Origin of the sequence: Burkholderia sp. LMU1-1-1.1, from assembly GCF_040675865.1 — a bacterium.
Taxonomy (GTDB): Bacteria; Pseudomonadota; Gammaproteobacteria; order Burkholderiales; family Burkholderiaceae_D; genus Rugamonas.
The window spans coordinates 44,194-67,904 of the sequence record NZ_JBEGHG010000002.1 but is presented as its reverse complement, the minus strand read 5'-3'; the positions used below and the strand labels follow the sequence as shown (position 1 = coordinate 67,904).

General features: G+C 63.6%; 21 protein-coding genes and 2 tRNA genes. 3 read left to right on the top strand and 20 right to left on the bottom strand.

What is annotated here, in order from left to right:
- Positions 1-8: 8 nt before the first annotated feature.
- From MRBLMU1_RS02690 to MRBLMU1_RS02655, 8 genes are all read right to left on the bottom strand, one after another.
- Positions 9-4,712 (bottom strand): pilus assembly protein, encoded by a 4,704-nt coding sequence (locus MRBLMU1_RS02690; protein WP_363496639.1) that lies wholly within the window; start codon positions 4,710-4,712, stop codon positions 9-11.
- A 2-nt stretch (positions 4,713-4,714) separates the two neighbouring features.
- A complete protein-coding gene (locus tag MRBLMU1_RS02685; protein ID WP_363496637.1) occupies positions 4,715-5,344 on the bottom strand; it encodes a pilus assembly PilX family protein in 630 nt (209 codons plus the stop codon).
- A complete protein-coding gene (locus MRBLMU1_RS02680) occupies positions 5,341-6,573 on the bottom strand; it encodes a PilW family protein (RefSeq protein ID WP_363496634.1) in 1,233 nt (410 codons plus the stop codon). The genes MRBLMU1_RS02685 and MRBLMU1_RS02680 overlap by 4 nt, the downstream gene beginning before the upstream one ends.
- Before the next feature lies 1 nt (position 6,574).
- Positions 6,575-6,991: a type IV pilus modification PilV family protein gene (locus MRBLMU1_RS02675; RefSeq protein ID WP_363496631.1), complete on the bottom strand. Its 417-nt coding sequence runs from the start codon at positions 6,989-6,991 to the stop codon at positions 6,575-6,577.
- On the bottom strand, positions 6,988-7,638 hold the full coding sequence (locus MRBLMU1_RS02670; protein WP_363496629.1) for a pilus assembly FimT family protein: 651 nt from the start codon (positions 7,636-7,638) through the stop codon (positions 6,988-6,990). The genes MRBLMU1_RS02675 and MRBLMU1_RS02670 overlap by 4 nt, the downstream gene beginning before the upstream one ends.
- Positions 7,626-8,054, bottom strand: coding sequence for a type IV pilin protein (locus MRBLMU1_RS02665; protein ID WP_363496626.1), 429 nt, complete (start codon positions 8,052-8,054; stop codon positions 7,626-7,628). The genes MRBLMU1_RS02670 and MRBLMU1_RS02665 overlap by 13 nt, the downstream gene beginning before the upstream one ends.
- Before the next feature lie 95 nt (positions 8,055-8,149).
- A complete protein-coding gene (locus tag MRBLMU1_RS02660; RefSeq protein WP_363496623.1) occupies positions 8,150-9,268 on the bottom strand; it encodes a sensor histidine kinase in 1,119 nt (372 codons plus the stop codon).
- Positions 9,261-9,950 (bottom strand): response regulator transcription factor, encoded by a 690-nt coding sequence (locus MRBLMU1_RS02655; RefSeq protein ID WP_363496620.1) that lies wholly within the window; start codon positions 9,948-9,950, stop codon positions 9,261-9,263. The genes MRBLMU1_RS02660 and MRBLMU1_RS02655 overlap by 8 nt, the downstream gene beginning before the upstream one ends.
- A gap of 219 nt (positions 9,951-10,169) precedes the next feature.
- Between MRBLMU1_RS02655 and MRBLMU1_RS02650 the strand changes: the two genes are divergently transcribed.
- On the top strand, positions 10,170-10,979 hold the full coding sequence (locus MRBLMU1_RS02650) for a Crp/Fnr family transcriptional regulator (protein WP_363496617.1): 810 nt from the start codon (positions 10,170-10,172) through the stop codon (positions 10,977-10,979).
- Here the strand turns inward: MRBLMU1_RS02650 and MRBLMU1_RS02645 are convergent.
- The 12 genes from MRBLMU1_RS02645 to MRBLMU1_RS02590 form a co-directional block, all read right to left on the bottom strand.
- Entirely contained in the window at positions 10,876-12,507 is a 1,632-nt protein-coding gene (locus tag MRBLMU1_RS02645) for a CHASE3 domain-containing protein (protein ID WP_363496614.1), read from the bottom strand. The genes MRBLMU1_RS02650 and MRBLMU1_RS02645 overlap by 104 nt on opposite strands.
- 152 nt (positions 12,508-12,659) lie before the next feature.
- Entirely contained in the window at positions 12,660-13,292 is a 633-nt protein-coding gene (locus tag MRBLMU1_RS02640; RefSeq protein ID WP_090313944.1) for a response regulator, read from the bottom strand.
- A 145-nt stretch (positions 13,293-13,437) separates the two neighbouring features.
- On the bottom strand, positions 13,438-13,845 hold the full coding sequence (locus MRBLMU1_RS02635) for a MerR family transcriptional regulator (RefSeq protein ID WP_209714172.1): 408 nt from the start codon (positions 13,843-13,845) through the stop codon (positions 13,438-13,440).
- A 17-nt stretch (positions 13,846-13,862) separates the two neighbouring features.
- Positions 13,863-14,210 (bottom strand): integration host factor subunit alpha, encoded by a 348-nt coding sequence (locus MRBLMU1_RS02630; protein WP_008449399.1) that lies wholly within the window; start codon positions 14,208-14,210, stop codon positions 13,863-13,865.
- A 174-nt stretch (positions 14,211-14,384) separates the two neighbouring features.
- On the bottom strand, positions 14,385-16,811 hold the full coding sequence (gene pheT, locus MRBLMU1_RS02625) for a phenylalanine--tRNA ligase subunit beta (RefSeq protein ID WP_363496609.1): 2,427 nt from the start codon (positions 16,809-16,811) through the stop codon (positions 14,385-14,387).
- Positions 16,812-16,906: 95 nt separating this feature from the next.
- Positions 16,907-17,926: a phenylalanine--tRNA ligase subunit alpha gene (gene pheS, locus MRBLMU1_RS02620; RefSeq protein WP_090313947.1), complete on the bottom strand. Its 1,020-nt coding sequence runs from the start codon at positions 17,924-17,926 to the stop codon at positions 16,907-16,909.
- A gap of 100 nt (positions 17,927-18,026) precedes the next feature.
- Positions 18,027-18,386 (bottom strand): 50S ribosomal protein L20, encoded by a 360-nt coding sequence (rplT, locus tag MRBLMU1_RS02615; RefSeq protein WP_090313948.1) that lies wholly within the window; start codon positions 18,384-18,386, stop codon positions 18,027-18,029.
- A gap of 26 nt (positions 18,387-18,412) precedes the next feature.
- Complete coding sequence (gene rpmI / locus MRBLMU1_RS02610) at positions 18,413-18,610, bottom strand: 50S ribosomal protein L35 (RefSeq protein WP_363496604.1); 198 nt, start codon at positions 18,608-18,610, stop codon at positions 18,413-18,415.
- A 266-nt stretch (positions 18,611-18,876) separates the two neighbouring features.
- Positions 18,877-19,416 carry a translation initiation factor IF-3 gene (gene infC / locus MRBLMU1_RS02605; RefSeq protein ID WP_255372374.1) on the bottom strand — a complete coding sequence of 180 codons (540 nt, stop codon included), beginning with the start codon at positions 19,414-19,416 and terminating at the stop codon, positions 18,877-18,879.
- Positions 19,417-19,437: 21 nt separating this feature from the next.
- Positions 19,438-21,345 (bottom strand): threonine--tRNA ligase, encoded by a 1,908-nt coding sequence (gene thrS, locus MRBLMU1_RS02600; protein ID WP_363496601.1) that lies wholly within the window; start codon positions 21,343-21,345, stop codon positions 19,438-19,440.
- A 203-nt stretch (positions 21,346-21,548) separates the two neighbouring features.
- Positions 21,549-21,625, bottom strand: a tRNA-Val gene (locus tag MRBLMU1_RS02595).
- Positions 21,626-21,689: 64 nt separating this feature from the next.
- Positions 21,690-21,766: transfer RNA gene (locus MRBLMU1_RS02590), tRNA-Val, on the bottom strand.
- A gap of 151 nt (positions 21,767-21,917) precedes the next feature.
- On the opposite strand from MRBLMU1_RS02590, the gene MRBLMU1_RS02585 reads away from it, so the two are divergent.
- Both MRBLMU1_RS02585 and MRBLMU1_RS02580 read left to right on the top strand, forming a co-directional pair.
- Positions 21,918-22,868, top strand: a complete 951-nt coding sequence (locus MRBLMU1_RS02585) for a cation diffusion facilitator family transporter (RefSeq protein ID WP_363496598.1) — start codon at positions 21,918-21,920, stop codon at positions 22,866-22,868.
- An 11-nt stretch (positions 22,869-22,879) separates the two neighbouring features.
- Positions 22,880-23,698, top strand: coding sequence for a helix-turn-helix transcriptional regulator (locus tag MRBLMU1_RS02580; RefSeq protein WP_363496594.1), 819 nt, complete (start codon positions 22,880-22,882; stop codon positions 23,696-23,698).
- Positions 23,699-23,711 lie beyond the last annotated feature (13 nt).

The window sequence follows — 23,711 nt, the reverse complement described above, 5'->3', positions numbered from 1 at the left end:
GGGACCTGTCACTCCCCCCGCACGCGGCGCCAGCCCACCCGGTGCGCCTCGGCGCCGGCCTCCTCGGCGCCGTCGTTGACGACCTTGCGGCCGTCGGCCAGCGTGGTGATCAGTTTGAGCTGTCCGCTGGGCAGGCGCACGATGATGAAGCCCACCGCCGCAGACGTGCTCGACAAGGTGATGCCGGCCGGACGGGTGCCGATCGCGTGGCCGTTGCAGACGTTGACCTGGTACAGGTTGCTCGATCCGCCCACCGAGCACGACGACGAGGACGTCGGCAGGTTGGTCACCACGTTGGCCACGCCGCTGACGATCTGCGGGTCCAGGTTCATGCGCTCGCCGGGCACCAGCGACCAGTCGAAGAACCAGCCGTCCTTTTGCGACAAGTCGACCGGGTTGCTGGTGATCGCATAGGTGTTGGTGTTGCTGCTCGGACCGACCAGGCTGAGGGTCTGCTGCACCATCGTCCCGCCGCGGACATTGCTGATCGGCACGCCGCTGTCCTTGAGCAGGTATAGGCTCTGGATCGCGGTGCTGGACGTGTCCGGGATATCGAGCAGGCGCCCGGTGCCGTACAGCACCACCCGCACGCCCTGCATGCTGGTGCTGGTCACGCCGCCGGTGGTGGTGGTCGTCGGCACGCCGCACATGGTCACGTCGGGACGGGTGGTGATCGGCTTGCTGGCGCCGGCGTCGCCCATCTTGATCACCGACACGGCGCCGCTGGCGGCCGTCAGGTCGAAGCGCCACATCTGGCCTTGGTTGTCGCCGCCGTAGATAAAGGTCGCCTTCGGATCGGAACTCGGATCGTCGGAAATGGCGGTGATCTTGGCCAGCCCCGACGGCGTGACCGCGTCGCCCGAGTTGGTGCTGACCTTCTTCAGCAACTGGCCGGTGTAGGCGTCCAGCACGTACAGGTAGCCCTTGCCGTCGCCGCCGCTGACGCCGTCCGTGCCGGTGATGTTGTTGTAGCCGGAGGTGACGAACACCACCCACCGGCCGTCGGCCAGGGTGCCGAACTGTGGATTGCCGAACGTCAACCCGAGATCGGGGTCGTTGAGCGCGCAGACGGCCGGATCGGCGCAGAACTCCCACAACTGCTTGGGCGCGCCGCCGGTGTCGGTGACGTCGAGCGCGTAATAGCCGCGGCCGCCGCCGTTCAGGCCGGCCACCAGGATGGTCCGCCATTGCTTGCCCGACGGCGTGTCGACCTTGACGTCGGCCACCTCGGGCGAGCCGTCGGTGGTGTATTGGTGGTTGGTGCCGTAGGTGATGCTGGCCTGCGCATGCAGCTTTTTCATCGTGATGCGCGGCACGTAGGCCCACACCTCCTCGCCGTTTTGGGCGTCGAACGCATGCAGCATGCCGTCGTTGGCGGCGGTGTAGACCGTGCCGGCACGGTAGTCCGGGCTGGCGGGATTGCCGTACTTGTCCTTGTAGGCGTCGTAGTCGATGTCCGGATACTCGGCCAGCGGCGCGCGCACGAAGGCCGGCTTGGACGAGGCGATGTCGCCGAGCACGATCGGAATCGGCGTCGCGGGCGCGCCCGGGTCATCCGACGTCATCGTGTAGGCGCGGAACAGGTTGTCGTCGGCGTACTGCTGCTGCCCGCGCAGCCAGTTGACCAGGTTGTCGCCGTCGTTGACGATGGCGCGGTCGGCGGCCGACAGCAAGGTGCATTGGGCCAGCGCCGCGCATTTATTGCTGAACCAGCCGGCGGTGATGCCGCTCATATTGGCGAAGCGGAAATCAAGCAGGTCGCCGCCGGGCGATCCCGCCGGATTCATCATGTAGATGCGGCGGGTGTCGGTGCCGCCGGCCACCCGCTTCCCCAGGGTGTTGCTGGTGGTCCAGACCGGCGTCGGGAGGACGCTGCCGTCGGTGATGTCGATTTTCTGGTTGGACAGCTCGCCATACCATTTCACGGTGGTGAAGGTGTCGGAGAAGATATCGTTGTCGGTGCGGGTGATGTTCGGCGTCGAGGTCGCGGCGGCGGCCGCCGCGCCGCTGCGCACCTGCATGTTCGACAGCGCCTCGCTCAGGCCGCTGATGACCTCCTTCGGCTCCTGCGCGCTGAAATACTTGCCGTGGCCGTTGATCGCCGCGTGCCACAGATCGTCGACCCGCTCCTGCACCGTGTTGGCGGTGCTGGCGGTGGCCGGGTCGGGCCACACGTAGGCGCCGTTGTTGTTCCACGGGCAGCCGCTGGTGGCGCCGGTGATCAGGTTGTAGAAGTCGCCGCCGGGCTTGGCGGCGGTGTCGTAGTTGCGCTCGTAGGTCATCACGCCGTCCACGCCCAGACCCAGCGTGTAGGTGTTCATGTGCAAGTGGGTGTTCTCGCCCTGGCCGGCCGGCACCGAGCCGGGGCGCGTCATGTCCGGCTCCAGCGCCGGGCGCAGCGACACCGTGGTGGTGCTGGAGCCGCCGTTGTACCAGTGCAGCGCGACGTCGGCGATCGACGGCTGCGCCTGGGCCCGGCCGTCGACGCAGCCGCGCGCCTGGGTGCAGAAACGCGCCGGGTTTTCCACGTTGTCGTTGTTGACCACGTTGTTGGTGGTGCTGCCGTTCCAGTAGCCGTCGGTGGTCAGGATCAGGAAGTTCTGCTGGCAGGGATACTGCACCACCTCCTGCCCCGCGCCGTAGTTGTAGGGCGCCAGGTTGCCGAACATGCGGCCGACGTTGTCCATCGCGGTGCGGATCGGCGTCGAGCCCGAGGTGGTGGTGTTGTACAGGTTGTTGTACCAGTTGGTGCGGGCGGTGCCGGTGAAGTCGGCCGGCTTCTGGTCGATCGCCTGGCCGGCGCCGGCGTTCGACAATTTCACGTAGCCGACCTTGTAGTTGCCGGTGATCGCCGCGAACGCCAGGCCGACCGAGGTCTTCATCATTTGCAGGCGGCTCTTGTAATACACGTACCAGTTGGCGAAGTTGGTCATCTCCTCGTCGTAGGTGCAGCTGGTGGCGCCGGCGCAATCGACGCGGTCGGCGCCCTTCGGATAGGTCTGGCCGCTGACGATGTTGACGCGCACAAAGGGATTGGGCGCGCTCGAGCCGGCCGAGATGGCGGCGGTCGAGCTCGGAATACCGTCGTTGACGGCGGCCTGGTAGCCGCTGGTCGCGCCGCGCGTCCAGCTCACGCCGCCCTGGTTGTCCATCGTGAAATTGCTGATCGCGGCGGCGTTGGACGTGGCGCCGTAGTCCAGCAGGCAGACGCTGGTGACGCCCAGGCCGGGACACAGCGTGCTGCCGCCCAGGTAGGCGCGGACGCTGCCGGCCACGCCGATACGCCCGGTGAGCGCGTTGGCCACGTAGGCCGCGCTGCGGTTGCGGCCCAGGTTGAAGTAGCTCGGATTGCTGCCGCTGCTGCCGCCGATCAGGGTCGTCGCGCCCAGCGACAGGTTGCGGATGATGGCGTCCTGGCCGCTGGAGGTATTGCTGGAGCTGCTGAAGGTGATCACCGACTTGGCCGGCACCAGCGCGCTCACCTGCACCTGCGGCGCGGTGACGGACAAGCCCCAGCCGGCGCGGCTGGCGTCGGTGATGGTGACGCAGCCGCTGACGGTTTTGGGCGTGCTCGAGCACGTCACCGGCACCACGGCGACGATATTATCGGACGCCAGGGTGATGCCGAACACGCTACAGGCGGGCACGTTCGACTGGCTGGTGGGCGTGCGCACGCAGGCGTACATCTGCTTCTGCGTGGGGTTGGCGGTGGCGATGATGTTGGCCGCCAGCGCGCTGGCCACCGCCTGCTGCTTGGTGGCCGTGTTGGTGCCGGCGGCGGCGGTGATGGTGGCGTTGGTCAGGCTGGTCTGGACGTTGGCCGCGTCGGTCAGCGTCACGCCGGTGATGGTCATCGCGGTCGCCGTGGCCGAGGCGCCGATGGCGATGGTGCCGTAGGCGGCCACCGCGCCGGCCGGCGCCGAATAACTCGGATAGATGAAGGTGCCGACCCGCTTGCCCTGGCACTGCGTCAACAGCCGGTCGCTGCACCAGCGCACCTTGACGGGAACCGGATAGCCGGCCGGCGCGGTCGCCCCGACGGCGGTCGACTGGCACACCTTCATCGTCTCGTCGGTGCAGAACTGGCCGACGCCGATGGTGTAGTAATACGGGCCGGTGGTGACCGCGCTGGCGGTCTGGTAGGTCGCGTCCGGATAGGTGTAGCTGGAGGTGTTGGCGCGGCAGGTGCCGCCGGAGCACCAGCGCAGGTCCGGGAAGCCGGTCACCAGATTGAGGTTGGCGGTGACGGCGGCGCCGGCCAGGTCGCGCCTGCTGGCGCCGAAACCGTCGCCGCTGACCGAGGTCCAGTCGGTGGTATTGGCGCGGTTCTGCTCGGGGTAGAAACTGCCGTCGGCCCTGATCGGCACCAGATAGCGGATCGCCGGGTTGTAGTATTGCTTGTTGAAGTCGGAGCTCATGAACGGCGGATGGCCGACCGCGCACACCGTGGTCCCGGCCTGCAAAGTGGCGCCGCTGCGGCACAGGCTGTCGTTGACGTAATCGGGCGTGTAGGTCTGCTCCATCGAGCCGGAGTTATCGAACAGCAGCATCAAATTCGGCTTGACGGTGCCGGTGCCGGTGATGTTGAGCAGCGGCACCTGGGCGATCTGGGTCGCGGCCGCGCCGGCGGACGACGACGCCAGGGCCAGCGTCCAGGCCAGCACCAGGTTCGACACCCAGGCCAGCGCCGGCGGGAAGATATGTTTGCTCATGATTAAGGACCCTTCAAGACCACCGCTTGCGTCACCACGTTGCCGCCGCGCGCGCCATTGATGCGCGCCGTCACCACATAGTGGATCTGCGGCTGCTGCGAAAATTTCGGCCCGCCCAGCGCCAGCGACGTGCCGAACGGTTGCGGCGCCCGGCTATTGGGGCGCGCCGACGTCGTCCGGCAACTGTTGTTGGCGGCGTTGTACTCCCCCGGGAAGGTGCACATGCGGTGGATCACGTACTGGACCTGGTCGCCGGTGACCGGATTGGCCGGCATCGTGACCGCGCCCAGCCAGAAGGAGGGGTTGCTCGAGGTCCAGGTCGGCGTCAAGGTCGCCACATAGCCTTGCGCCGGCTGGTTCACCAGCAGATCGGAACGGTTCGCCACCGAACGCAGATAGGCGAAGCCGGCGTGCAGGCCGGCGTCGGCCGACTTGCCCAGCGCCGAGTCATAGGCCAGGTTGGCGGCCGTCATCGTCGTCGACGTGCTCGACTTGAGCAGGTAGATGCTGCTCACCAGCATCACCGTCAGCATGATCAGCATGACCGGCAAGGCGATGCCGCGCTGAAGCCGGCGGCCGCGCCCCGGCGGCTGGCGGCGCCGGCGGGCCGGCGATGGCGACGTGGTCATCATGGCCTCCATTGGGCGTTACGGATCGGCACGATCGTCTCGAACACGCGGTAGCGATAGCACTTCCAATCGATCGCGTCGCCGGCCACCGCCACGTTCACCTGCACCGGCGCGGCCGCCACCGTGGCCGGCGCGTTGCCGGCGAACACGGTCGGCAACGCGGTGGTCGCCCCGCACTGGCCGGCGCTATTGGGCTTCTCGGCGCTTTTGCTGCGCGCCACCACCGCCAGCCGAACCGAGCCGATGCGCTGGTAGTCGCCGGCGCCGCCGACGACGCCATCGTTGTCGGCGTCGATCATGGTCGAACTCCACACCCCGATCCGCATGCCGCTGGCGGTCGACACCTGCGCCGCGCCGTTGCCCGGCGTGTTCGGGTCGTACTCCGCCACGACGCGGTTGTCGAAGCCGTACTGCGCCTTGAGCGACACCACGTTGTCGATCACGGACGCGCCCTGCCGCGCCGAGCCGGGCATGTCGGTCGAGCGCAGCAGCAGGATGCCGTTGTTGACCGACCAGGTATGGAAATGCAGGCGGGCGGCGCTGCCCAGGTTGTAGACATAGCTGACGTTGAGCGGATACGCCGTGGTCAGGCCGGCCTGCGGATTGAACGGGAAGTCCACGCCGCTGGCGACCTGCAACTGGTTACCGTTGAGGCCGATGCCGAAGCCCGACAGCTGGAACACGGTGCAGCGCCGCGCCCCGGATGTCATCGGCGCCACCACCAGCACGTCGCCGACATTGAAATCGTAGGGATTGCGGCTGTCGACAGTCAGGGTGCTCTCGCCGGGGACGTAGTTGGCCACCAGCTTGGTCGAGCCGACCCCGGTCTGCGAGGTGCCGCTGTAGAAGGACACGACGTCGCTGTCGGCGCCGTTGGACTGGATCACGACCGGCGCCAGCGGCGTGACGGGGGCGCCGCCGCGCTGCTCGGCCGCCAGCTGGTAGCCGTTGGCGTCGGAGAACACCGTGTCGCAGCCGGACAGCATCGTATCGTTCAAGCCCCAGCCGGCGTCGGCGGCGTCGCCGCCGAGCGAAAACAGCGCCAGCATGCCGTTCTGCATGGCGTCCGAACCGCCGACGGCGGCATCCTTGTTCTGTTCGCCGCTGACCACCAACCGCGTGGCGAACACCAGCGCCAGCAAGCCGATCACCACGCTGACCATCAGCTCGACCAGCGAAAAGCCGCCGCGCCGGCGCGCGCCGGACAAGGCGGGGGAAGGATGGGCATCCATGTCAGTTCGCGATATAGGAAGTAAGCACATGCCGGTTCTGCTCCGTGTTGGCCTTGCGCTGCCAGCGGATCGCGATATCGACCTGGGTTTGAAACACCTGCCGGTTCACATTGACGGAGACGATCGCGCCGGGAATGGCCGCGCGCGTCTCCGCGACCCACGGCGCGATGGCCGCGCCGGGCGTGCCGTTCTCGGCCAGGTTATAGCTGGCAAGGTTGGCCGTGTCGGACAGCATCACGCCCAGCAGCTTCTCGCCGGCCATGGTGGCCTCGGCGCGCATGCCGGCGTCCGACAGCGCCGAATAGGCGCGCGCCTGCAGGCCGATCGTGCCCAGCAGCCCGATACCCAGGATCACGATGGCCAGCATCGCCTCCAGCAGCGCGATGCCGTCCTGGCGGCGGACAGGGAGGTTTTTCATGGCGGACAGCCCCGGTTGTCGGTGTCCGGCAAGGTGGGATTGCACTTGGTGGCCATGCCGGCCAGGGTCACCACCAGCGCCACCGGCGGCACCTCGTCGGCGAACGCCGTCGACGGATCGAGGCGCAGGCTGTTGAGACGTCCGGCGAACAACGGATCGACCCAGCCGAGCGGCGTGTAGTACACCTGGTTGCTGCCGGCCGGCTGCGTGGTCGGCTGCAGAATCTCGGCCGGCGGCAGCGAATCGGCGGCGCGGAACACCGACTTCCAGCCGGCGTCGCCTTCCGGGTCGCTGGCCGAGGGCGCGTCGGTGGTCGACCAGGCGCCCTGGGCGGCGTTGCACTGGGCGGCCGGGGTGGCGAAGCAGATATCGACCTGCCAATCCATCTGGCCGGTGTTGACGTTGGGCGTGAGCGAAATGCGGCTGAAAGCGTTGTGCGCCACGGCCTGGCGGCGCGCCAGGCTGAAGCCGTCGGCATAGAACTCGCTGGCGCCACGCGCGCGGTTGGCCAGCAGCCAGCGGCTGGCGTTGGGGATGCCAACGGCCAGCATGATGCCGAAAATGGTGATCGTCACCAGCAGCTCGATCAGCGTGACACCGCTTTGGCCACGCCGGCCGCGCCGTGACCGTAGCGTCAATTGGTGCATGCGCCACCCTTGTGGTCGACCCAGCAGGCGGTGTTGACACCCCAGCCGTCGGGGCTGCCGGTGGTGGCGTGGGTGCCGTTCTGGTCGATGGTATAGACGAAGCCTGCCATCTTGCCGGTGCCGGTCGCGGTCAAGGTGTAGGTCGAGGCCGACTCGCCGCTGAGGGCGTAGGTGAAGTAAGGGGTATTGGCCGGAAAAGTGTTGGCGGCGCCGAAGCCGACGTAGGTGCGGTTGTTGGACCAATATTGCTCGGCCGCCGGCTGGGCGCCGCCGAGCGCGGTGAACGCCTCGCTCAAGCGGCCGCGCACCACGTAATCGCTGTAGGCGGGAACGGCCACGGCCAGCAGGATGCCGACGATGGCTACGGTGACCATGACCTCGATCAGCGTAAAACCGTTCTGTATGCGTTGTTTCATGGCCGGCTCCAGGAATGTTATCTGCTGGAACCAGTCTACGCCCGCAAGCTTGCATTTCCCTGAGGAAATGCTGACAAACACCTGACAAACAACACTTAGGGGAAGCGGACTGTGAACAGGGCGCCCTGGCCGCCGGCGGCGTCGGCTATGCTCAACGAGGCGCCGTGGACGACGGCGATGTCGCGCACGATCGCGAGGCCGAGGCCGCTGCCGTGGGTCTTGTCGTCGAGCCTGACGTAGCGGCTGAAGACTTGCTCGCGCTTGGCCACCGGGATGCCGGGGCCGCTGTCCTCGACCGTCAGCACGCCGCCGCCCTCGTCCGCCCCGCATGCCACCGTCACCGCGCCGCCCGCCGGCGTGTAGCGGATGGCGTTGTCGATCAGGTTGTCGATCAGGTCGCGCAGCAGGAAACGGTCGCCGCTGATCGCGACCGGCCGTAAATCGAAACCGATGTCTATCCCCTTGCCCGTGGCCTGGTCGACGAAGGATTGAATCGCGTCCTCGACCAGCGCGTTCAGCGCGACCGCTTCAAGCCGGGTCTTTTCGAAGTGCTTCGGCTCGGCGCGCGCCAGCGCCAGCAGCTGGTTGGTTTGCCGTATCATGCGCTCCGTGGCCGACAGCATCAGCTTGACCGAGTGCGCCGTGTCCGGCTCGGCGTGGCGCGCGCCCAGCCATTCGAGCTGCGTCTTGAGCCCCGCCAACGGCGTGCGCAACTGGTGCGCGACGTTGGCCAGGAAGTCCTGCCGCGCCCTGGCGCCGTCGTCCACCTTGTCCAGCAGGCCGTTGAGGGCCGACACCACCGGCTCCAGTTCATACGGCACATCGGCGACGGCGATCGGCGCGAGGTCGTCGCCGTCGCGCGCGTTGAGGCAGGCGCGCAGGCGGTTCAGCGGCCGCAGCCCGTTGCTGACCGAGAACCAGATCAGGCCGATGCAGGCGAGCGCGATCAATACCTCCAGCAGCACCAGCCCGCGCACCACGGCTTGCCGCATCTGTGCGCGCTTGTGCCGCGCCGGGTCGACCGCGGCCTGTCCCGCCGGCGCCGCCTGAACCGCGCCGGCCGGCCCCCGCATCGGCGCCTCGGGCTGGCTTTGGTCGAAGGCGATTTGCGCCGGCAGCCAGGCCAGCATGTAGGCCAACGCGCCGCCCGCCAGGTTGATCAGCAGGATGGGCACGATCAGCGTCTTGAGCAGCCGCAGCCTGATGCTAGTCATCCGTACCCCGCGCCGGAGCCAGCTCGAGCATGTAGCCGAAACCACGGATGGTGCGGATCGAGACGCCGGCGTCGGCGATCTTCAGCCGCAGCCGCGAGATATACACCTCGACCGCGTTCAGGGTCAGGTCGTCGCCCCACGGCAGGATCGCTTCGATGATCTGCTGCTTGGATACCACCCGCGCCCCGTGCTGCAGCAGGTATTCGAGCACCGCCCATTCGCGCACCGACAGCTCGACGGTTTTGTCGCGCACCCGCGCCCGCTTGGCCGACAGGTCCAGCGCCAGGTCGCCCAGCGCCAGCACCGTGGGCTTGGGCGCGTTGCGCCGCGCCAGCGCCTTCAGCCGCGCGACCAGTTCGGCCGTGGCGAAGGGCTTGACCAGGTAGTCGTCGGCGCCCAGCTCAAGCCCGCGCACCCGGTCCTCGATGGCGTCGCGCGCCGTCAGCAACAGCACCGGCACCTGGCTGCCGCGCGCGCGCAGGCGGCGCACCACCTCGAGGCCGTCGATGCCCGGCAGGCCGATATCGAGCACGACCACCTCGGCGCCGGGACCGGCGCGCTGCAGCAGCACGTCGGCCTGGGCGCCGTCGCCGACCACCTCGACCACCATGCCGTGCCCGCCCAATACGCGGCTCAGACCGTCCGCCAGGACGGCATCGTCTTCCACTACGAGTACATGCATGTTGTGCGCCCTTCGACTGGGATTTGTGCATTATGCACCGGCGATAAAGAGAAACATAGCCGCTGTGTAGGAGTAGACCTACAGCCAACCATGTTGCAAGCCTACATTTGTGCGTCCACTCCTCTTATGTTCGCAAACTAACATTCCCCATAAAGTGCTACCAGCACGTCAGATAACCCCCGACGTGATTTGTATAGCCAGAGATTAGTGAGGAAAAATATGAACAACACCCAAGTCAACGCAACCAAAAAATCCACCGCATCCGGCACCATGGCGGTCGATTCAAAAGAGTTTAAGGTTGCGTCGCGGCCTGTTGTCAGCTACAGCGGCACCCAGCAAAACGAACTGCTGGCCGCGCTTCCACGTGACGTGCTCGAATCCTTGTTCGAACACCTCGAACTCGTCACCCTGCCCTTTGGCAAAGAACTATTTGAATTCGGCGGCGCGATGGATTACGTCCATTTCCCCACCACCGCCATCGTCTCGCTGCTGTATGTGATGGAAGACGGCGCCACCACCGAGATCGCCGTGGTCGGCCATGAAGGCGTGGTCGGCGTGTCCTTGTTCGACGGCGAGCGCGCCATGTGCAGCGCCGTGGTGCAGGCCGCCGGTTACGGTTACCGCATGAAGGCCCAGCACCTGCGCGACGCCTTCAACCAGGGCGGCGCCCTGCCCGCGCTGCTGATGCGCTACAACACCGCGCTGTTCGCGCAGATGGCGCAAAACGCCGTCGGCGGGCGCCACAGCTCGATCGAACAAAAGCTGTGCCGCTGGCTGCTGGACCGTCTGGACCGCTCGCCATCGAACGAACTGAAAGTAACGCAGGAAATGATTTCGATCATGCTGGGCGTGCGCCGCGAGAGCATCACCGCCGCCGCCGGCAAGCTGCAGGACGAAGGCTTGATCACCTACCGCCGCGGCAACATCACCGTGCTTGATCGCTCAGGCTTGGAGGATTATGCGGGTGAGTGCTATAAGGTTGCGAAGACCGAGTATGATCGTCTGCTGGTTGATGTAGCGCGCTGTTAAGCACATCGGTGATGGAGGCCGGCAGCGGCGGCAAAGGTGCCGGCGCTGGCGCCGCCATCATCGCCCCCACCGTTTGCGGCTGCATGCGGCGCTCTTGTCCCGGCGCCGGCGCCGGCTGATCTCCTGCACCCTTCCCGCCATCGCTCTTACGCAGCGGAATGGCCACTTCGATGCAGGTCCCCGTATCGTTGCGTCCCCGGCGTATCGTCATCGTCCCGCCCAGCAGCAAGGCGCGTTCGCGCATGCCCAGCAGCCCGTGCGACATCGGCTTGACGATATTGTTCGAGTCGATGCCGATACCATCATCGATAATGCGCAGCATCAGCGCTTCCTGATTGCGGTTCAAGGTCACCGATACGCGGCTGGCCTTGGCGTACTTGCGGATATTGGTCAGCGATTCCTGCACGATGCGGAACAAGGCGATCGACAGGTCGCCGGAGTCGCGGCCCAGCGCCTCGATGTCGGCGGCGACGTCGCAATCGCAGCGCACCTGCGCCATGCGGCTGAATTCGTCGCAATAGCTTTCGATGGCGGCGCACAAGCCCAGGTTGTCCAGCAGGCTGGGGCGCAGATTCTCGACGATGCGGCGCTTCATTTCCACCGCCTCCATCAGGGTGCCGCGCGCGCGCTTGAGCTGGGCGGCCATCTCGGGCTGGTTCTTCTGCAACTGCTGCGTGACGGCCGCGATGTCCATGCTGATCGACGTCAGGAAGGCGCCCATCTCGTCGTGCAGCTCGCGCGATAGCCTGACCTTCTCCTCCTCGCTGATGCTGATCAGGTGGCGCGACAGCACGGATAGCTGCTCCGTCCGCTGCTCTACCTGCGTTTCCAATGTTTCATTGGCTGCCTGCAGCGCGTGCTCGACCTGGGCCCGGTTGGCGAAGCTGCGCCGCACCAGCTGGTAGAACATGATCAGCACGACGATGGCGACGGCGTTGATACTCATGCCGAGCAACACCGCTTTTTGATATTCCTGATAGAACATGGCGCTGCGCGTGGCCATGGTCTCGTTCTGTTCCTGCTCCATGATGACGACCTGCAGGCGGATCTCGTCCATGCTGCCGCGCCCGTCGCTTAGTTTGGCGATCTTGACGATCTCCTCCAGCCCGCCTTCGCGGTAGACGTCGATCGCCTGGCTGACGGTGGTCAGTCGGCGGCGCACCAGGGTTTGCAACTGGGTCAGATTCTTGAGCTGGGTCGGATTATCGGCCAGCAGCTTTTGCAGTTCCTTGAATTCGTGTTCGCTGTCGACCAGCGCGGTGCGGGTGGGCCCCAGATAGGCGTCGCTGCCGGACAGGAAATAGCCGCGCATGCTGCTTTCGGCATCGAGCACCAGGACGTTGAGGTATTGCAGGCGGTCGGCCACACGCGCGCTCTGTCCCAGCAGCACTTGCGCGCCGCGCAGGGCCTGCAAATTGTAAAACAGGCTGAAGCCGTTCACGATCAGCAACAAGGCGCAGGTCACGCACAAGACGGTCTTGTACAGCGGCAAGCGATGGTGCGGCGCTGTTTCGACGGTGAAATACATCCACTTCCTTCGCGGGTTATGACGGCCGGCAACACGCCAGGCTGGCTAATTATAGTCCGTTAGGGAAATAGATGCAGCAGCTGCGCACCCCAAGAGTGCGCAACTGTATCCATTAAGCAAGTGGTCTCAGGACGAGACCGGCTTGCAAAATTTCAGTCCAGCAAGTTATTTTTCATTGCGTAATATGTTAAATCGCTGTTCGACTGCATCCCCATTTTTTCCATGATGCGGGTGCGGTAGGTGCTGACGGTTTTGATGCTTAAAGACAACGCCACGCCGATATCGGACACCGTGGCGCCGCGCGCCAGCCGCAGGAACACCTGGAACTCGCGGTCGGACAGCTCGGTGTGCAGCGCCGTATTGGGATCGCGGTCGAAGCTTTGCGCCAGCAGTTCGCCGACGGTCGAGCTGACATAGCGGCGGCCCTGGTACACGGTGCGCACGGCGGTGATCAGCTCATCGGCCTCGCACTCCTTGTTCAGATAGCCGTTGGCGCCCATTTTGAACAGGTTCAGCGCGTATTGCTGGGCCGGATACCCGGACAGGATCAGCACCGGCAGATCGGGCTGCCCCTGGCGTATCGTGCGCAAGGTATCAATGCCGCTTTGATCCGGCATGGCGATGTCGAGCAGCAACACATCGCAAATCTCACGGCGAGCGATATCGAGCGCTTCACGCCCCGTACCGGCTTCCGCGACCACGTCGAAATCGTCCGACGCCGAAAAAATCTGTTTAAATCCTGCTCTTACTATCTGATGGTCGTCACAAATGGCAACGCGTATCATTGTTTCCCCTCGTCTTGTCCGGCTCGCACCCGCAGGCACGCCGGACTTCACGCCACCGTGTATATCAGCGTCGCTGATAAATGAATAATATTGAAAGTATATCAGGAATTAGCTTCTTGCCACCCCTTGTGCAGCGGTGCGCGCACTAGTCTTGCTGGAGCAGACTCAGGATGGAAAGCAGTTCGCTGCGTATCATTTCGCGGTCCAACGGAGCGGGAACGGCCTGCGCCTCCTCGCCGGAACCGCCATCATACTCCGCCGCCGCGCCATCGTAAGCACGGCTGTCGAGTTTATTGCGCGCCCCGCTGATGGTGAAGCCTTGCTCGTACAACAATTCGCGGATGCGGCGTATCAACAGCACCTCGTGGTGCTGGTAATAGCGGCGGTTGCCCCGCCGTTTGACGGGCTTGAGCTGGGTGAATTCCTGTTCCCAGTAACGCAGCACATGCGGCTTAACGCCGCACAGCTCGCTGACCTCACCGATGGTGAAATAGCGCTTGGCCGGTATCGGCGGCAGGACGACCAGTTCGGACTTGGCGAGACGATCGTTCATCACTTCTCAGCTCCCACTCAGGCGGCACGCGCCATCGGATTGGTCTCTTCGACCATGCCCTTGAGTTTTTGGCTCGCATGGAAGGTCACGACGCGGCGCGCCGTGATCGGGATTTCCTCGCCGGTCTTGGGGTTGCGGCCGGGCCGCTGCGGCTTGTCGCGCAGCTGGAAGTTGCCGAACCCGGACAGCTTGACGGCCTCGCCACGCTCGAGCGCGTTGCGGATCTCGTCGAAGAAGGTCTCCACCATGTCCTTGGCCTCGCGCTTGTTCAGACCGACCTGTTCGAACAGCAGTTCGGCCAGCTCCGCCTTGGTCAGCGTGGGCAAATCTTTTTCCGCATCCTGGCGTACCTTGGCGACCTGCATGGCGCGATGCAAATCGGCAGCCAATGCGGATTGGAGTACGGCGGAATCAACGTCGTTGTTATTAATTTTCCTGCCCTGCCTTATCAAAGAACGAATGAGTCCGGCCTGATGCCGGACTCCCGAATGATCAAAAAAAGAAAGCGCGCGTGTTCGCCGAGCGGACTTGGCGGCGCATCAAGTGCGCAGACGGGCGCCTTGTTTTTGCTTGGCCGCATCGCCTGCCGCGGCCATGACAGCCTCTACAACATCGTCCTGCAGCGTGTTTTGAGTATCTTGCAAGCTAAAGCGGAAAGCAAGCGATTTTTCGTCCTGCTCCAAACCTTTTCCACGATATTCATCAAACAAAACAATGGCTTGCACGATCTTTCCTTGCGGACTTGCTTGCACGGCAGAATTAAATGCGTCCAACAAATCCTGCGCCGGCACGTCTTGCTTGACGACGACAGCCAGATCGCGCGTGGCGCGGGGGAACTTGGAGATCTCGGCATATTCTGGCACGGATCGTTGCTGCAAAGCAACAGCATCCACCTCGAACACGACCGGCGCTTGCGGCAGCTCGTACTTCTGCATCCAGCGCGGATGCAGCTCACCGATAAAGCCGATGACCTTGCCGTCGAGCAGCACCTGCGCCGAGCGGCCGGGGTGCAGCGCCGGATGTTCGGCCTTGACGAAGCGCAACTGCAGCGGCGCGAACAAGTGCTCCAAGTCCGCCTTCAGGTCGAAGAAGTCGACCGCACGGCTTTCCTGGCCCCACTGCTCGTCCGCCACGGTGCCGTAGGCGATCGCGGCGACCCGTTTCGGCTGGTTATAGCCGGCCACCGTCAGCGGACCGTCCGGCACGCTGTCGTCGCGCTGGTAGATGGCGCCGACTTCGAACACGCGCACGCGGTTGGTCTTGCGGTTCAGGTTGTAGCGCACGTTGGCGACCAGGCTGCCGACCAGGGTCGAGCGCATCACGCTCATCTGGCTGGCGATCGGGTTTTGCAACTTAATCGGATTCGTGTTGCCGCCGAAGTCCTGCTCCCAGGCCGCTTCCACAAAGCTCATGTTGACCACTTCCTGGAAGCCCAGGTCGGCCAGCTGGTGGCGCACGGCGAACAGCGAGCGGGTGTTTTCCGGCGCGATGATCATCGTGTTGGCGGCCACCGGGGCCACGGTCGGAATGTTCTCGAAGCCGTAGACGCGCGCGACTTCCTCGATCAGGTCTTCCTCGATTTCGATGTCGAAGCGGTAGCTCGGCGACGTGACCGAAAAGACGCCGTCTTCCAGCGTAAACGGCAGCGCCAGGCGGGTGAAGATGTCGGCCACGGTCTTGTCGTCCAGCGCCACGCCGATGACTTTCTGCGCGCGCGCGGTGCGCATCTTGACCGGTTCGCGTTGCGGGATGTTGACGATCTGGTCGTCGACCGGACCGACCTGGGTCGCCGCCGTGCCGCAGATTTCGATCAGCAACGAGGTGATGCGCTCGATGTGCTCGACCGTGGTGGCGTAGTCGACGCCGCGCTCGAAGCGGTGCGCCGCGTCGGTCGAGAAGTTGTATTTGCGGGCGCGGCCCTGGATGGCGTTCGGCCACCAGAACGCCGCCTCCAGGTAGATCGACTCGGTCTCCAGCGAGACGGCAGTGGCGTCGCCGCCCATGATGCCGGCCAGCGATTCGATTTCCTTGTCGTCGGCGATCACGCCGACCCACTCGTCGATGTTGACGGTGTTACCGTTCAACAGCTTCAAGGTTTCGCCGGCCTTGCCCCAGCGGACGTCGAGGCCGCCGTGGATCTTGGCCAGGTCGAACACGTGGGTCGGACGGCCCAGTTCCAGCATGACGTAGTTGGAAATGTCTACCAGCGCCGACACCGAGCGCTGGCCGCTGCGCTCGAGGCGCTGCTTCATCCAGTCCGGCGTGGCGGCCTTGGCGTTCAGGTTGCGGATCACGCGGCCGGAGAAACGGCCGCACAGGTCCGGGGCCGAGATTTTCACCGGCAGCACTTCGTCGCTGTTGACGGCGGCGTTACGGAACTGCGGCGCGTGCAGCGCGACGCCGGTCAGCGCCGACACTTCGCGCGCCACGCCCAGCACCGACAGGCAGTCCGCCTTGTTCGGGGTCAGCTTGATGGTGAACTTGAGGTCGTTGAGCGCGTAGTAGTCGCGGAAGTTCTTGCCGACCGGCGCGTCGTCCGGCAGTTCCAGCAGGCCGCTGCCCTCTTCCGACAATTTCAGTTCCTTGGCGGAGCACAGCATGCCCTGCGACTCGACGCCGCGCAGCTGGCCGACCTTGATTTCAAACGGTTTGCCGTCGGCGCCCGGCGGCAGCACGGCGCCGGCCATGGCGCAGACGACCTTCAGGCCCGGGCGCACGTTCGGCGCGCCGCAGACGATGTTGAGCAAGGTGCCGGTGCCGACGTCGACCTGGCACACGTTCAGGCGGTCCGCGTTCGGATGCTTGGCCATTTCGCGCACCAGACCGACGACCACGTTGGAGAACGGCGGCGCGACGGGTTCGACTTCTTCCACTTCCAGGCCGGACATCGTCAGCAGGTGGGCCAGTTCGTCCGAAGTCATCTTCGGATCGACCATGGTACGGAGCCAGTTTTCGGAGAATTGCATAATCAAGCCTTCAAAGAGTGTCCAGCGGGAGCGCAAGCCTTACTGCAAAGCCGCGCTCGACCGCGTGTATGTACTGAACCGCGTGAGCCGAAGCGTTAGTTGAACTGCTTCAGGAAACGCAGGTCGCCTTCGTAGAACAGGCGCAGGTCGCTGACGCCGTAGCGCAGCATCGTCAGGCGCTCGAGGCCGGAGCCGAACGCGAAGCCGATGTACTTTTCCGGGTCCAGGCCGAAGTTGCGCACCACCGACGGATGCACCTGGCCCGAGCCGGAAATCTCCAGCCAGCGGCCCTTCAGCGGTCCGGAGCCGAAGGCGATATCGATCTCGGCCGACGGTTCGGTGAACGGGAAATACGACGGACGGAAACGCACCTGCAGGTCGTCGGTCTCGAAGAAGGCCTTGACGAAGTTCAGGTACACGCCCTTGAGGTCGGCGAAGCTGATGTTCTCGGCGATCCACAGGCCCTCGACCTGGTGGAACATCGGCGAGTGCGTGGCGTCGCTGTCGACGCGGTAGGTGCGGCCCGGCGCGATCACCTTGATCGGCGGCGTATGGCTGCGGGCGTAGCGCACCTGCATCGGGCTAGTGTGCGTGCGCAGCAGCAGCGGCTTGCCTTCGCTGTCGTTGCCTTCGATGTAGAAGGTGTCCTGCATCGAACGGGCCGGATGGTTCTCCGGGCTGTTCAACGCGGTAAAGTTGGTCCAGTCGTTTTCGATCTCGGGGCCGTCGGCCACATCGAAACCGATCGAGCGGAAGATTTCCTCCACGCGCTCCCAGGTGCGCATGACCGGATGCAGGCCGCCGCCGGCGCGTCCGCGGCCAGGCAGCGAGACATCGATGGCCTCGGCGTTCAAACGGGTTTGCATCTGGGCGTCGGCCAGCGCGTCGCGCCGGGCCGTCAAGGCCGCTTCAATTTGCCCCTTGGCGGCGTTGATCAGGGCGCCCTGCGCCTTGCGTGCCTCGGGGTCGAGCTTGCCCAAACCCTTCATCAATTCGGTGATCTGGCCGGTCTTGCCCAGATATTTGGCTTTGGCATTTTCCAGCGCGGCGGCGTCATCTTGCGCGGCCGTGAAATCCTGCACTGCTGAGGCGACGAGTTGTTCCAGGGAGTCCATGCGTTTTTCTTATCCTCAATCAAAAACGGGGCACAGGTCTAGACCTTTGCCCCGTTCCCACCACCGGCCCGGTGAAGGGCCAGCGATCAACAATCAATGCTTACGCAGCGATTTTTGCTTTCACAGCGTTGACAATCGCGGCGAAGGCCGGCTTGTCCATCACTGCCATATCGGCCAGAACCTTACGGTCCAGTTCGATCGAAGCTTTTTTCAGACCGTTCATGAAGACGCTGTACGTCACGCCATGCTCACGGGAAGCGGCGTTGATACGAGCGATCCACAGGCGGCGGAAGACGCGCTTCTTGTTACGACGGTCGCGGTAGGCGTATTGGCCAGCGCGCATAACTGCTTGCTTGGCAACACGGTAAACCTTGCTGCGACGACCACGGTAACCTTTGGCCAAGTTTAAGACTTTTTTATGACGGGCACGAGCTGTAACCCCACGTTTTACTCTAGGCATAGTAACTCCTTAAATTGAGTGTGAGATTAAGCGGTTGGCATCATGCGCAGAACGGATTTCACGTCCGACGCATCGACGTTCGTGATACCGCGCAATTGGCGCTTCGACTTGGTGGTTTTCTTGGTCAGAATGTGGCGTTTGAACGCGTGACCACTCTTAACAGTACCACCTGGACGCACGCGAAAACGTTTCTTCGCGGAGCTTTTGGTTTTCATTTTTGGCATAGCAATCTACCCTCTTGGGTAGCTCCATATCAAACAGGATTGCAGGTGGTGACACGACGTCACACTTAGATGCCTGCTTTCACTTGTTTTTGCAGCAGATGCGAGTCCACTACATTTACAACAGCCGGCAATTATAGACCAGTTGCGGCAAATCTGCACCAAATAAAAAGGGCGCCTCGACGGCGCCCTTCTTTAACCCTCAGACCGGAGGGGTCGTACCCAGCGGGGTACGACCCCGGCGACGGATCGCCGTGCGGGTCTGGGTGTTACTTTTTCTTCTTAGGAGACAACACCATGATCATCTGGCGGCCTTCCATCTTCGGGAACTGCTCGACCTGGCCGTACGGCTCCAGATCGGCCTTCAAGCGTTCCAGCATGCGGAAACCGATATCCTGGTGCGCCATCTCACGGCCGCGGAAACGCAGCGTGATCTTGGTTTTGTCGCCTTCATCGAGGAACTTGATGAGGTTACGCAGCTTGATATTGTAGTCACCGTCATCGGTACCCGGACGGAATTTGACTTCCTTCACGGCGATGATTTTCTGTTTCAATTTAGCTTCGTGAGCCTTTTTCTGCTCCGAATACTTGAATTTGCCGTAGTCCATCAAACGGCAAACCGGCGGTACCGCCGTTGGCGCGATCTCGACCAGGTCGACGTTGGCCTCTTCCGCCAGGCGGAAGGCTTCGGCCAAAGTGACGATACCGAGCGGCTCGTTCTCGACCCCACTTAAACGCATTTCAGGGGCAGTGATTTCGCCGTTGATGCGATGCGACTTGTCAGTAGCTATGGTGATTCCTTTTAAAATCTAATGGTAAGGCCAGTGCGATCAGGCTTTATTGGCGACGTCTTGCTGGAGTCGCTCGATCAGGGCATCGACGGACATGACGCCCAAATCGACATTGCCCCGCGCCCGCACGGCCACGGTGTTGGCATCCCGCTCTTTATCGCCGATTACAAGGATGTAAGGCAGTTTTTGGACGGAATGTTCACGTATTTTATAGGTTATTTTCTCGTTGCGCAAATCGCTCTGCACGCGGAACCCGCTGCGGCGCAGCTTTTCCGTCACCTGGGCCACATAATCGGCCTGCGCGTCGGAGATGTTCAGCACCGATACTTGCACAGGCGCAAGCCACGTCGGCAAGGCGCCGGCGTAGTTCTCGATCAGGATGCCGATGAAGCGCTCCATCGAGCCGACGATGGCCCGGTGCAGCATGACCGGCACCTGGCGGGTGTTGTCGGCCGCGACATATTCGGCGCCCAGACGCTCCGGCATGAAGAAGTCGACCTGCATCGTACCGACCTGCCATGGGCGGCCCAGCGAATCCTTCAAGTGGTACTCGATCTTCGGACCGTAGAACGCGCCCTCGCCCGGCAACTCGGTCCAGGTCACGCCGCAGGCGCGCAGGCCGGAACGCAGCGCGTCCTCGGCCTCGTCCCAGACTTCGTCGGTGCCGATGCGGTTGTCCGGACGCAGCGCCAGCTTGACGTCGATGTTGTGGAAATCGAAGTCCTTGTAGACTTCCATCGCCTGCGTGTGGAAGGACACCACTTCCGGCTCGATCTGTTCTTCGGTACAGAAGATATGGCCGTCGTCCTGGGTGAAGCCGCGCACGCGCATGATGCCGTGCAGCGCGCCGGACGGCTCGTTGCGGTGGCACTGGCCGAACTCGCCGTAGCGCAGCGGCAGGTCGCGGTAGCTGCGCATATTGCTGTTGAAGATCTGCACGTGGCCCGGGCAGTTCATCGGCTTGAGCGCGTAGGAACGGTTTTCCGACTCCGTCACGAACATGTTTTCGCGGTAGTTGTCCCAGTGGCCGGTCTTGCCCCACAGGCTGGAATCGAGGATCTGCGGCGCCTTCACCTCCTGGTAGCCGTTGACCTGGTACTTGTTGCGCATGTACTGCTCAACCTGCTGCCAGATGGTCCAGCCCTTCGGATGCCAGAACACCAGGCCCGGCGCCTCGTCCTGGAAGTGGAAGAAGTCCAATTGCTTTCCGAGCTTCCTGTGGTCGCGCTTTTCCGCCTCTTCCAGCTGGAACAGGTATTGTTCTTGATCTTCCTTCTTGGCCCAGGCGGTGCCGTAGACACGCTGCAGCATTTCGTTCTTGCTGTCGCCGCGCCAGTAGGCGCCGGCCAGCTTCATCAGCTTGAACACTTTGAGCTTGCCGGTCGACGGCACGTGCGGGCCACGGCACAAGTCGGTGAACTTGCCTTCCGAGTACAGCGACACGTCCTGGTCGGCCGGAATCGACGAGATGATCTCGGCTTTATATTCTTCGCCGATCGACTTGAAGTACGCCACGGCCTCGTCACGCGGCAGCACCTTGCGGGTGACCGGCTCATCCTTCTTGGCCAGCTCGGTCATTTTCTTCTCGATCGCGACCAGATCGTCAGGCGTGAACGGACGCTTGTACGAGAAGTCATAGTAGAAGCCGTTCTCGATGACCGGGCCGATGGTCACTTGCGCGTCCGGGAACAATTCCTTGACGGCGTAGGCCAGCAAGTGGGCGGTCGAGTGACGGATCACATCGAGGCCTTCCGGATCTTTGTCGGTGATGATGGCCAGATCGGCATCTTTCTCGATCAGGAAAGAGGTATCCACCACCTTGCCATCGACCTTGCCGGCCAGCGCGGCCTTGCCCAGGCTGGTGGCAATGCTGGTCGCCACTTGAGCCACGGTGACTGGGCCGTCGAATTCACGGGCAGAACCATCTGGAAGGCGGACTGAAAGCATAGTGATCTCCTGTCGGCGCGAGGCCGGTGTAGTAACAACGTTAAAGCGTGAATAATAAAAACGCGGACGAAAAAAAACGCGGGCTAGCCGCGTTTTCTCTTTTTTTGAGCAAAAGAATCCCGATCGACTAGCGTCACTCCCAAAGCTTGGTAGTAGTTCGCGGTGTCATAACCGGATTGCCTTTCTCGCTCTTACATATGTTCTGGTGGGCGGTGCAGAATTCGAATCTGCGACCCCTTGGATGTCGACCAAGTATTCTAACCAGCTGAACTAACCGCCCGTTGTACTTCTCTACTTCTATTTTACCGCTTTTTACTGCGCTTTTACTACGGCACTACGTAATCTGGTGGGCGGTGCAGAATTCGAATCTGCGACCCCTTGGATGTCGACCAAGTATTCTAACCAGCTGAACTAACCGCCCGAAGACCAGCATTATAGAGAGCGATTCGGAGAAAAACAAGGGTATTCATAGGAAACATTTACAAAACGCACTATGACGGCGCAAGACGCGCCGGACGGCATCCTTTAAACTGTGGTTATTCGTCACTAAGTCGTCGTCATCGACAAACCTTATGCAAGCTGAAACCCGCATCAATGCTAGTCCGGAGGCGACCGCCTCGCCCTCCGCCCATCTGCACGAACACCGTGACGGCGACGCCAAGCACGCGCACTTCACTTTGCAGCGCAGCCAATCGGTGCTGGCGTGGTCGCTGGCGTTGACCCTGGGCTTCGCTGTGGTCGAGGTGATTACAGGCTTTATGTCCAACTCGCTCGCGCTGATTTCCGACGCCGGCCACATGGTCACCGACGCCGCCGCGCTGGGCCTGGCGTTGCTGGCGCAACTGGTCGCCAAACGGCCACCGTCGGCGCGCCACTCGTTCGGCTTCGGCCGCGCCGAGGCGCTGGCAGCGTTCGTCAACAGCCTGGTGCTGCTGGTACTGGTCGGCTGGATCGTGTTCGAGGCGGCGCAGCGGTTTGCGCATCCCGAGCAGGTGCACGGCGCGACCGTGTTCATCGTCGCCACCATCGGCCTCGTCATCAATATCGTGCTGGCATATATGTTGTCGCGCGGCGACAGCAACATGAATACGCGCGCCGCGCTGGTCAACGTCATGGGCGACTTGCTGGGATCGGTGGCCGCGCTGGTCGCCGGCGCCGTCATCTATTACACCGGCTGGATGATGATCGATCCGCTGCTATCGATCTTCGTCGCGCTGCTGATTTTAAAATCGACCGTCGGCGTGCTGCGCGAGTCCTACCACTTCCTGATGGGCGGCGTGCCCGAACCGATCGACTACCTGAAAGTCGGCGCCGACCTCGAAAAGATCGACGGCGTCTGCTCGGTGCACGACTTGCACGTGTGGGACATGTCGCCGGGCGAGCCGGCGCTAATCGGCCACGTCGAGATCGTCGACCTGGAGCGCTGGCCCGACATCCTGCACGCGATCAAGGCCATGCTGCTCGACCGCCACGGCATCGACCACATCACCTTGCAGGCCGAAGTCGCGCCGCAGTTGCGCTAGCAGCCCGCGCGATGATCATCCGTCGGCAGCGCCGCGAGTTTTGGGGACACGGCGCACCGGAGCGCGAAACCGCCGGCTTCAGCTTCCATCTGCTGGCTGCCAATCCGCCCGAAGAGGAAGTCCAAACGCATATGCACGAGGAGGCCCACTTCGTGCTCGTGCTGTCCGGCGGGTATATGTCATCAGCAAAGCACGCACCCACCGTCTCAAGCAACCCGCTACTCGTTTTCAATCCCGCCGGCACCACCCATCGCGATCGATTCCTCGGCGGACGCGGCACGTTCCTGGCGGTGTCAGGCGGCATCGATACCTGTGGCTACGGCTATGCGACAACAGTGATCGATCCCGATGCCCTGCTGACGGCGAAACGCATCGCCGCCGACTTCCACCAGCGCGGCCTGACGCAGCTTCAGTTGGAGGGCAGCGCCCAGCAGCTGGTTGCAGCCTGCAGCCCGCCGACCTCCGACGAAAGCTTGTCCGCGCGGCAGGCACCGGGGTGGCTCAAGGTCGCCTTTGAAATGATCTTCACCAGTGACGCCCCCAACCTCACCGTGGCCGAGGTGGCGGCCTACACCGGCGTGCACCCGGTCCATCTGGCGCGCGTGTTCCGTCGCTATCTGCATTGCACACCTGGCGACTATCTGCGTGGCCGGCGCCTCGAACGTGCGGCGGCGGCCATCGGCGCCACCACCGCTTCGCTGGCCGATGCGGCCTGCGCGGCCGGCTTCGTCGACCAGGCGCATTTGACGCACAGCTTCCGCAACGCTTTTGGCATGACGCCGGGCGAATGGCGGTCCAGGCAAAATGTTTCGCCGATACAATCCGAATAGCGCGAACGGCGCC

What these genes read in the sequence shown, in the direction of transcription:
- MRBLMU1_RS02690 (WP_363496639.1), bottom strand. Translation starts at nt 4,712, where the DNA reads ATGAGCAAACATATCTTCCCGCCGGCGCTGGCCTGGGTGTCGAACCTG.
- MRBLMU1_RS02685 (WP_363496637.1), bottom strand. Translation starts at nt 5,344, where the DNA reads ATGATGACCACGTCGCCATCGCCGGCCCGCCGGCGCCGCCAGCCGCCG.
- MRBLMU1_RS02680 (WP_363496634.1), bottom strand. Translation starts at nt 6,573, where the DNA reads ATGGATGCCCATCCTTCCCCCGCCTTGTCCGGCGCGCGCCGGCGCGGC.
- MRBLMU1_RS02675 (WP_363496631.1), bottom strand. Translation starts at nt 6,991, where the DNA reads ATGAAAAACCTCCCTGTCCGCCGCCAGGACGGCATCGCGCTGCTGGAG.
- MRBLMU1_RS02670 (WP_363496629.1), bottom strand. Translation starts at nt 7,638, where the DNA reads ATGCACCAATTGACGCTACGGTCACGGCGCGGCCGGCGTGGCCAAAGC.
- MRBLMU1_RS02665 (WP_363496626.1), bottom strand. Translation starts at nt 8,054, where the DNA reads ATGAAACAACGCATACAGAACGGTTTTACGCTGATCGAGGTCATGGTC.
- MRBLMU1_RS02660 (WP_363496623.1), bottom strand. Translation starts at nt 9,268, where the DNA reads ATGACTAGCATCAGGCTGCGGCTGCTCAAGACGCTGATCGTGCCCATC.
- MRBLMU1_RS02655 (WP_363496620.1), bottom strand. Translation starts at nt 9,950, where the DNA reads ATGCATGTACTCGTAGTGGAAGACGATGCCGTCCTGGCGGACGGTCTG.
- MRBLMU1_RS02650 (WP_363496617.1), top strand. Translation starts at nt 10,170, where the DNA reads ATGAACAACACCCAAGTCAACGCAACCAAAAAATCCACCGCATCCGGC.
- MRBLMU1_RS02645 (WP_363496614.1), bottom strand. Translation starts at nt 12,507, where the DNA reads ATGTATTTCACCGTCGAAACAGCGCCGCACCATCGCTTGCCGCTGTAC.
- MRBLMU1_RS02640 (WP_090313944.1), bottom strand. Translation starts at nt 13,292, where the DNA reads ATGATACGCGTTGCCATTTGTGACGACCATCAGATAGTAAGAGCAGGA.
- MRBLMU1_RS02635 (WP_209714172.1), bottom strand. Translation starts at nt 13,845, where the DNA reads ATGAACGATCGTCTCGCCAAGTCCGAACTGGTCGTCCTGCCGCCGATA.
- MRBLMU1_RS02630 (WP_008449399.1), bottom strand. Translation starts at nt 14,210, where the DNA reads ATGCAGGTCGCCAAGGTACGCCAGGATGCGGAAAAAGATTTGCCCACG.
- pheT (WP_363496609.1), bottom strand. Translation starts at nt 16,811, where the DNA reads ATGCAATTCTCCGAAAACTGGCTCCGTACCATGGTCGATCCGAAGATG.
- pheS (WP_090313947.1), bottom strand. Translation starts at nt 17,926, where the DNA reads ATGGACTCCCTGGAACAACTCGTCGCCTCAGCAGTGCAGGATTTCACG.
- rplT (WP_090313948.1), bottom strand. Translation starts at nt 18,386, where the DNA reads ATGCCTAGAGTAAAACGTGGGGTTACAGCTCGTGCCCGTCATAAAAAA.
- rpmI (WP_363496604.1), bottom strand. Translation starts at nt 18,610, where the DNA reads ATGCCAAAAATGAAAACCAAAAGCTCCGCGAAGAAACGTTTTCGCGTG.
- thrS (WP_363496601.1), bottom strand. Translation starts at nt 21,345, where the DNA reads ATGCTTTCAGTCCGCCTTCCAGATGGTTCTGCCCGTGAATTCGACGGC.
- MRBLMU1_RS02585 (WP_363496598.1), top strand. Translation starts at nt 21,918, where the DNA reads ATGCAAGCTGAAACCCGCATCAATGCTAGTCCGGAGGCGACCGCCTCG.
- MRBLMU1_RS02580 (WP_363496594.1), top strand. Translation starts at nt 22,880, where the DNA reads ATGATCATCCGTCGGCAGCGCCGCGAGTTTTGGGGACACGGCGCACCG.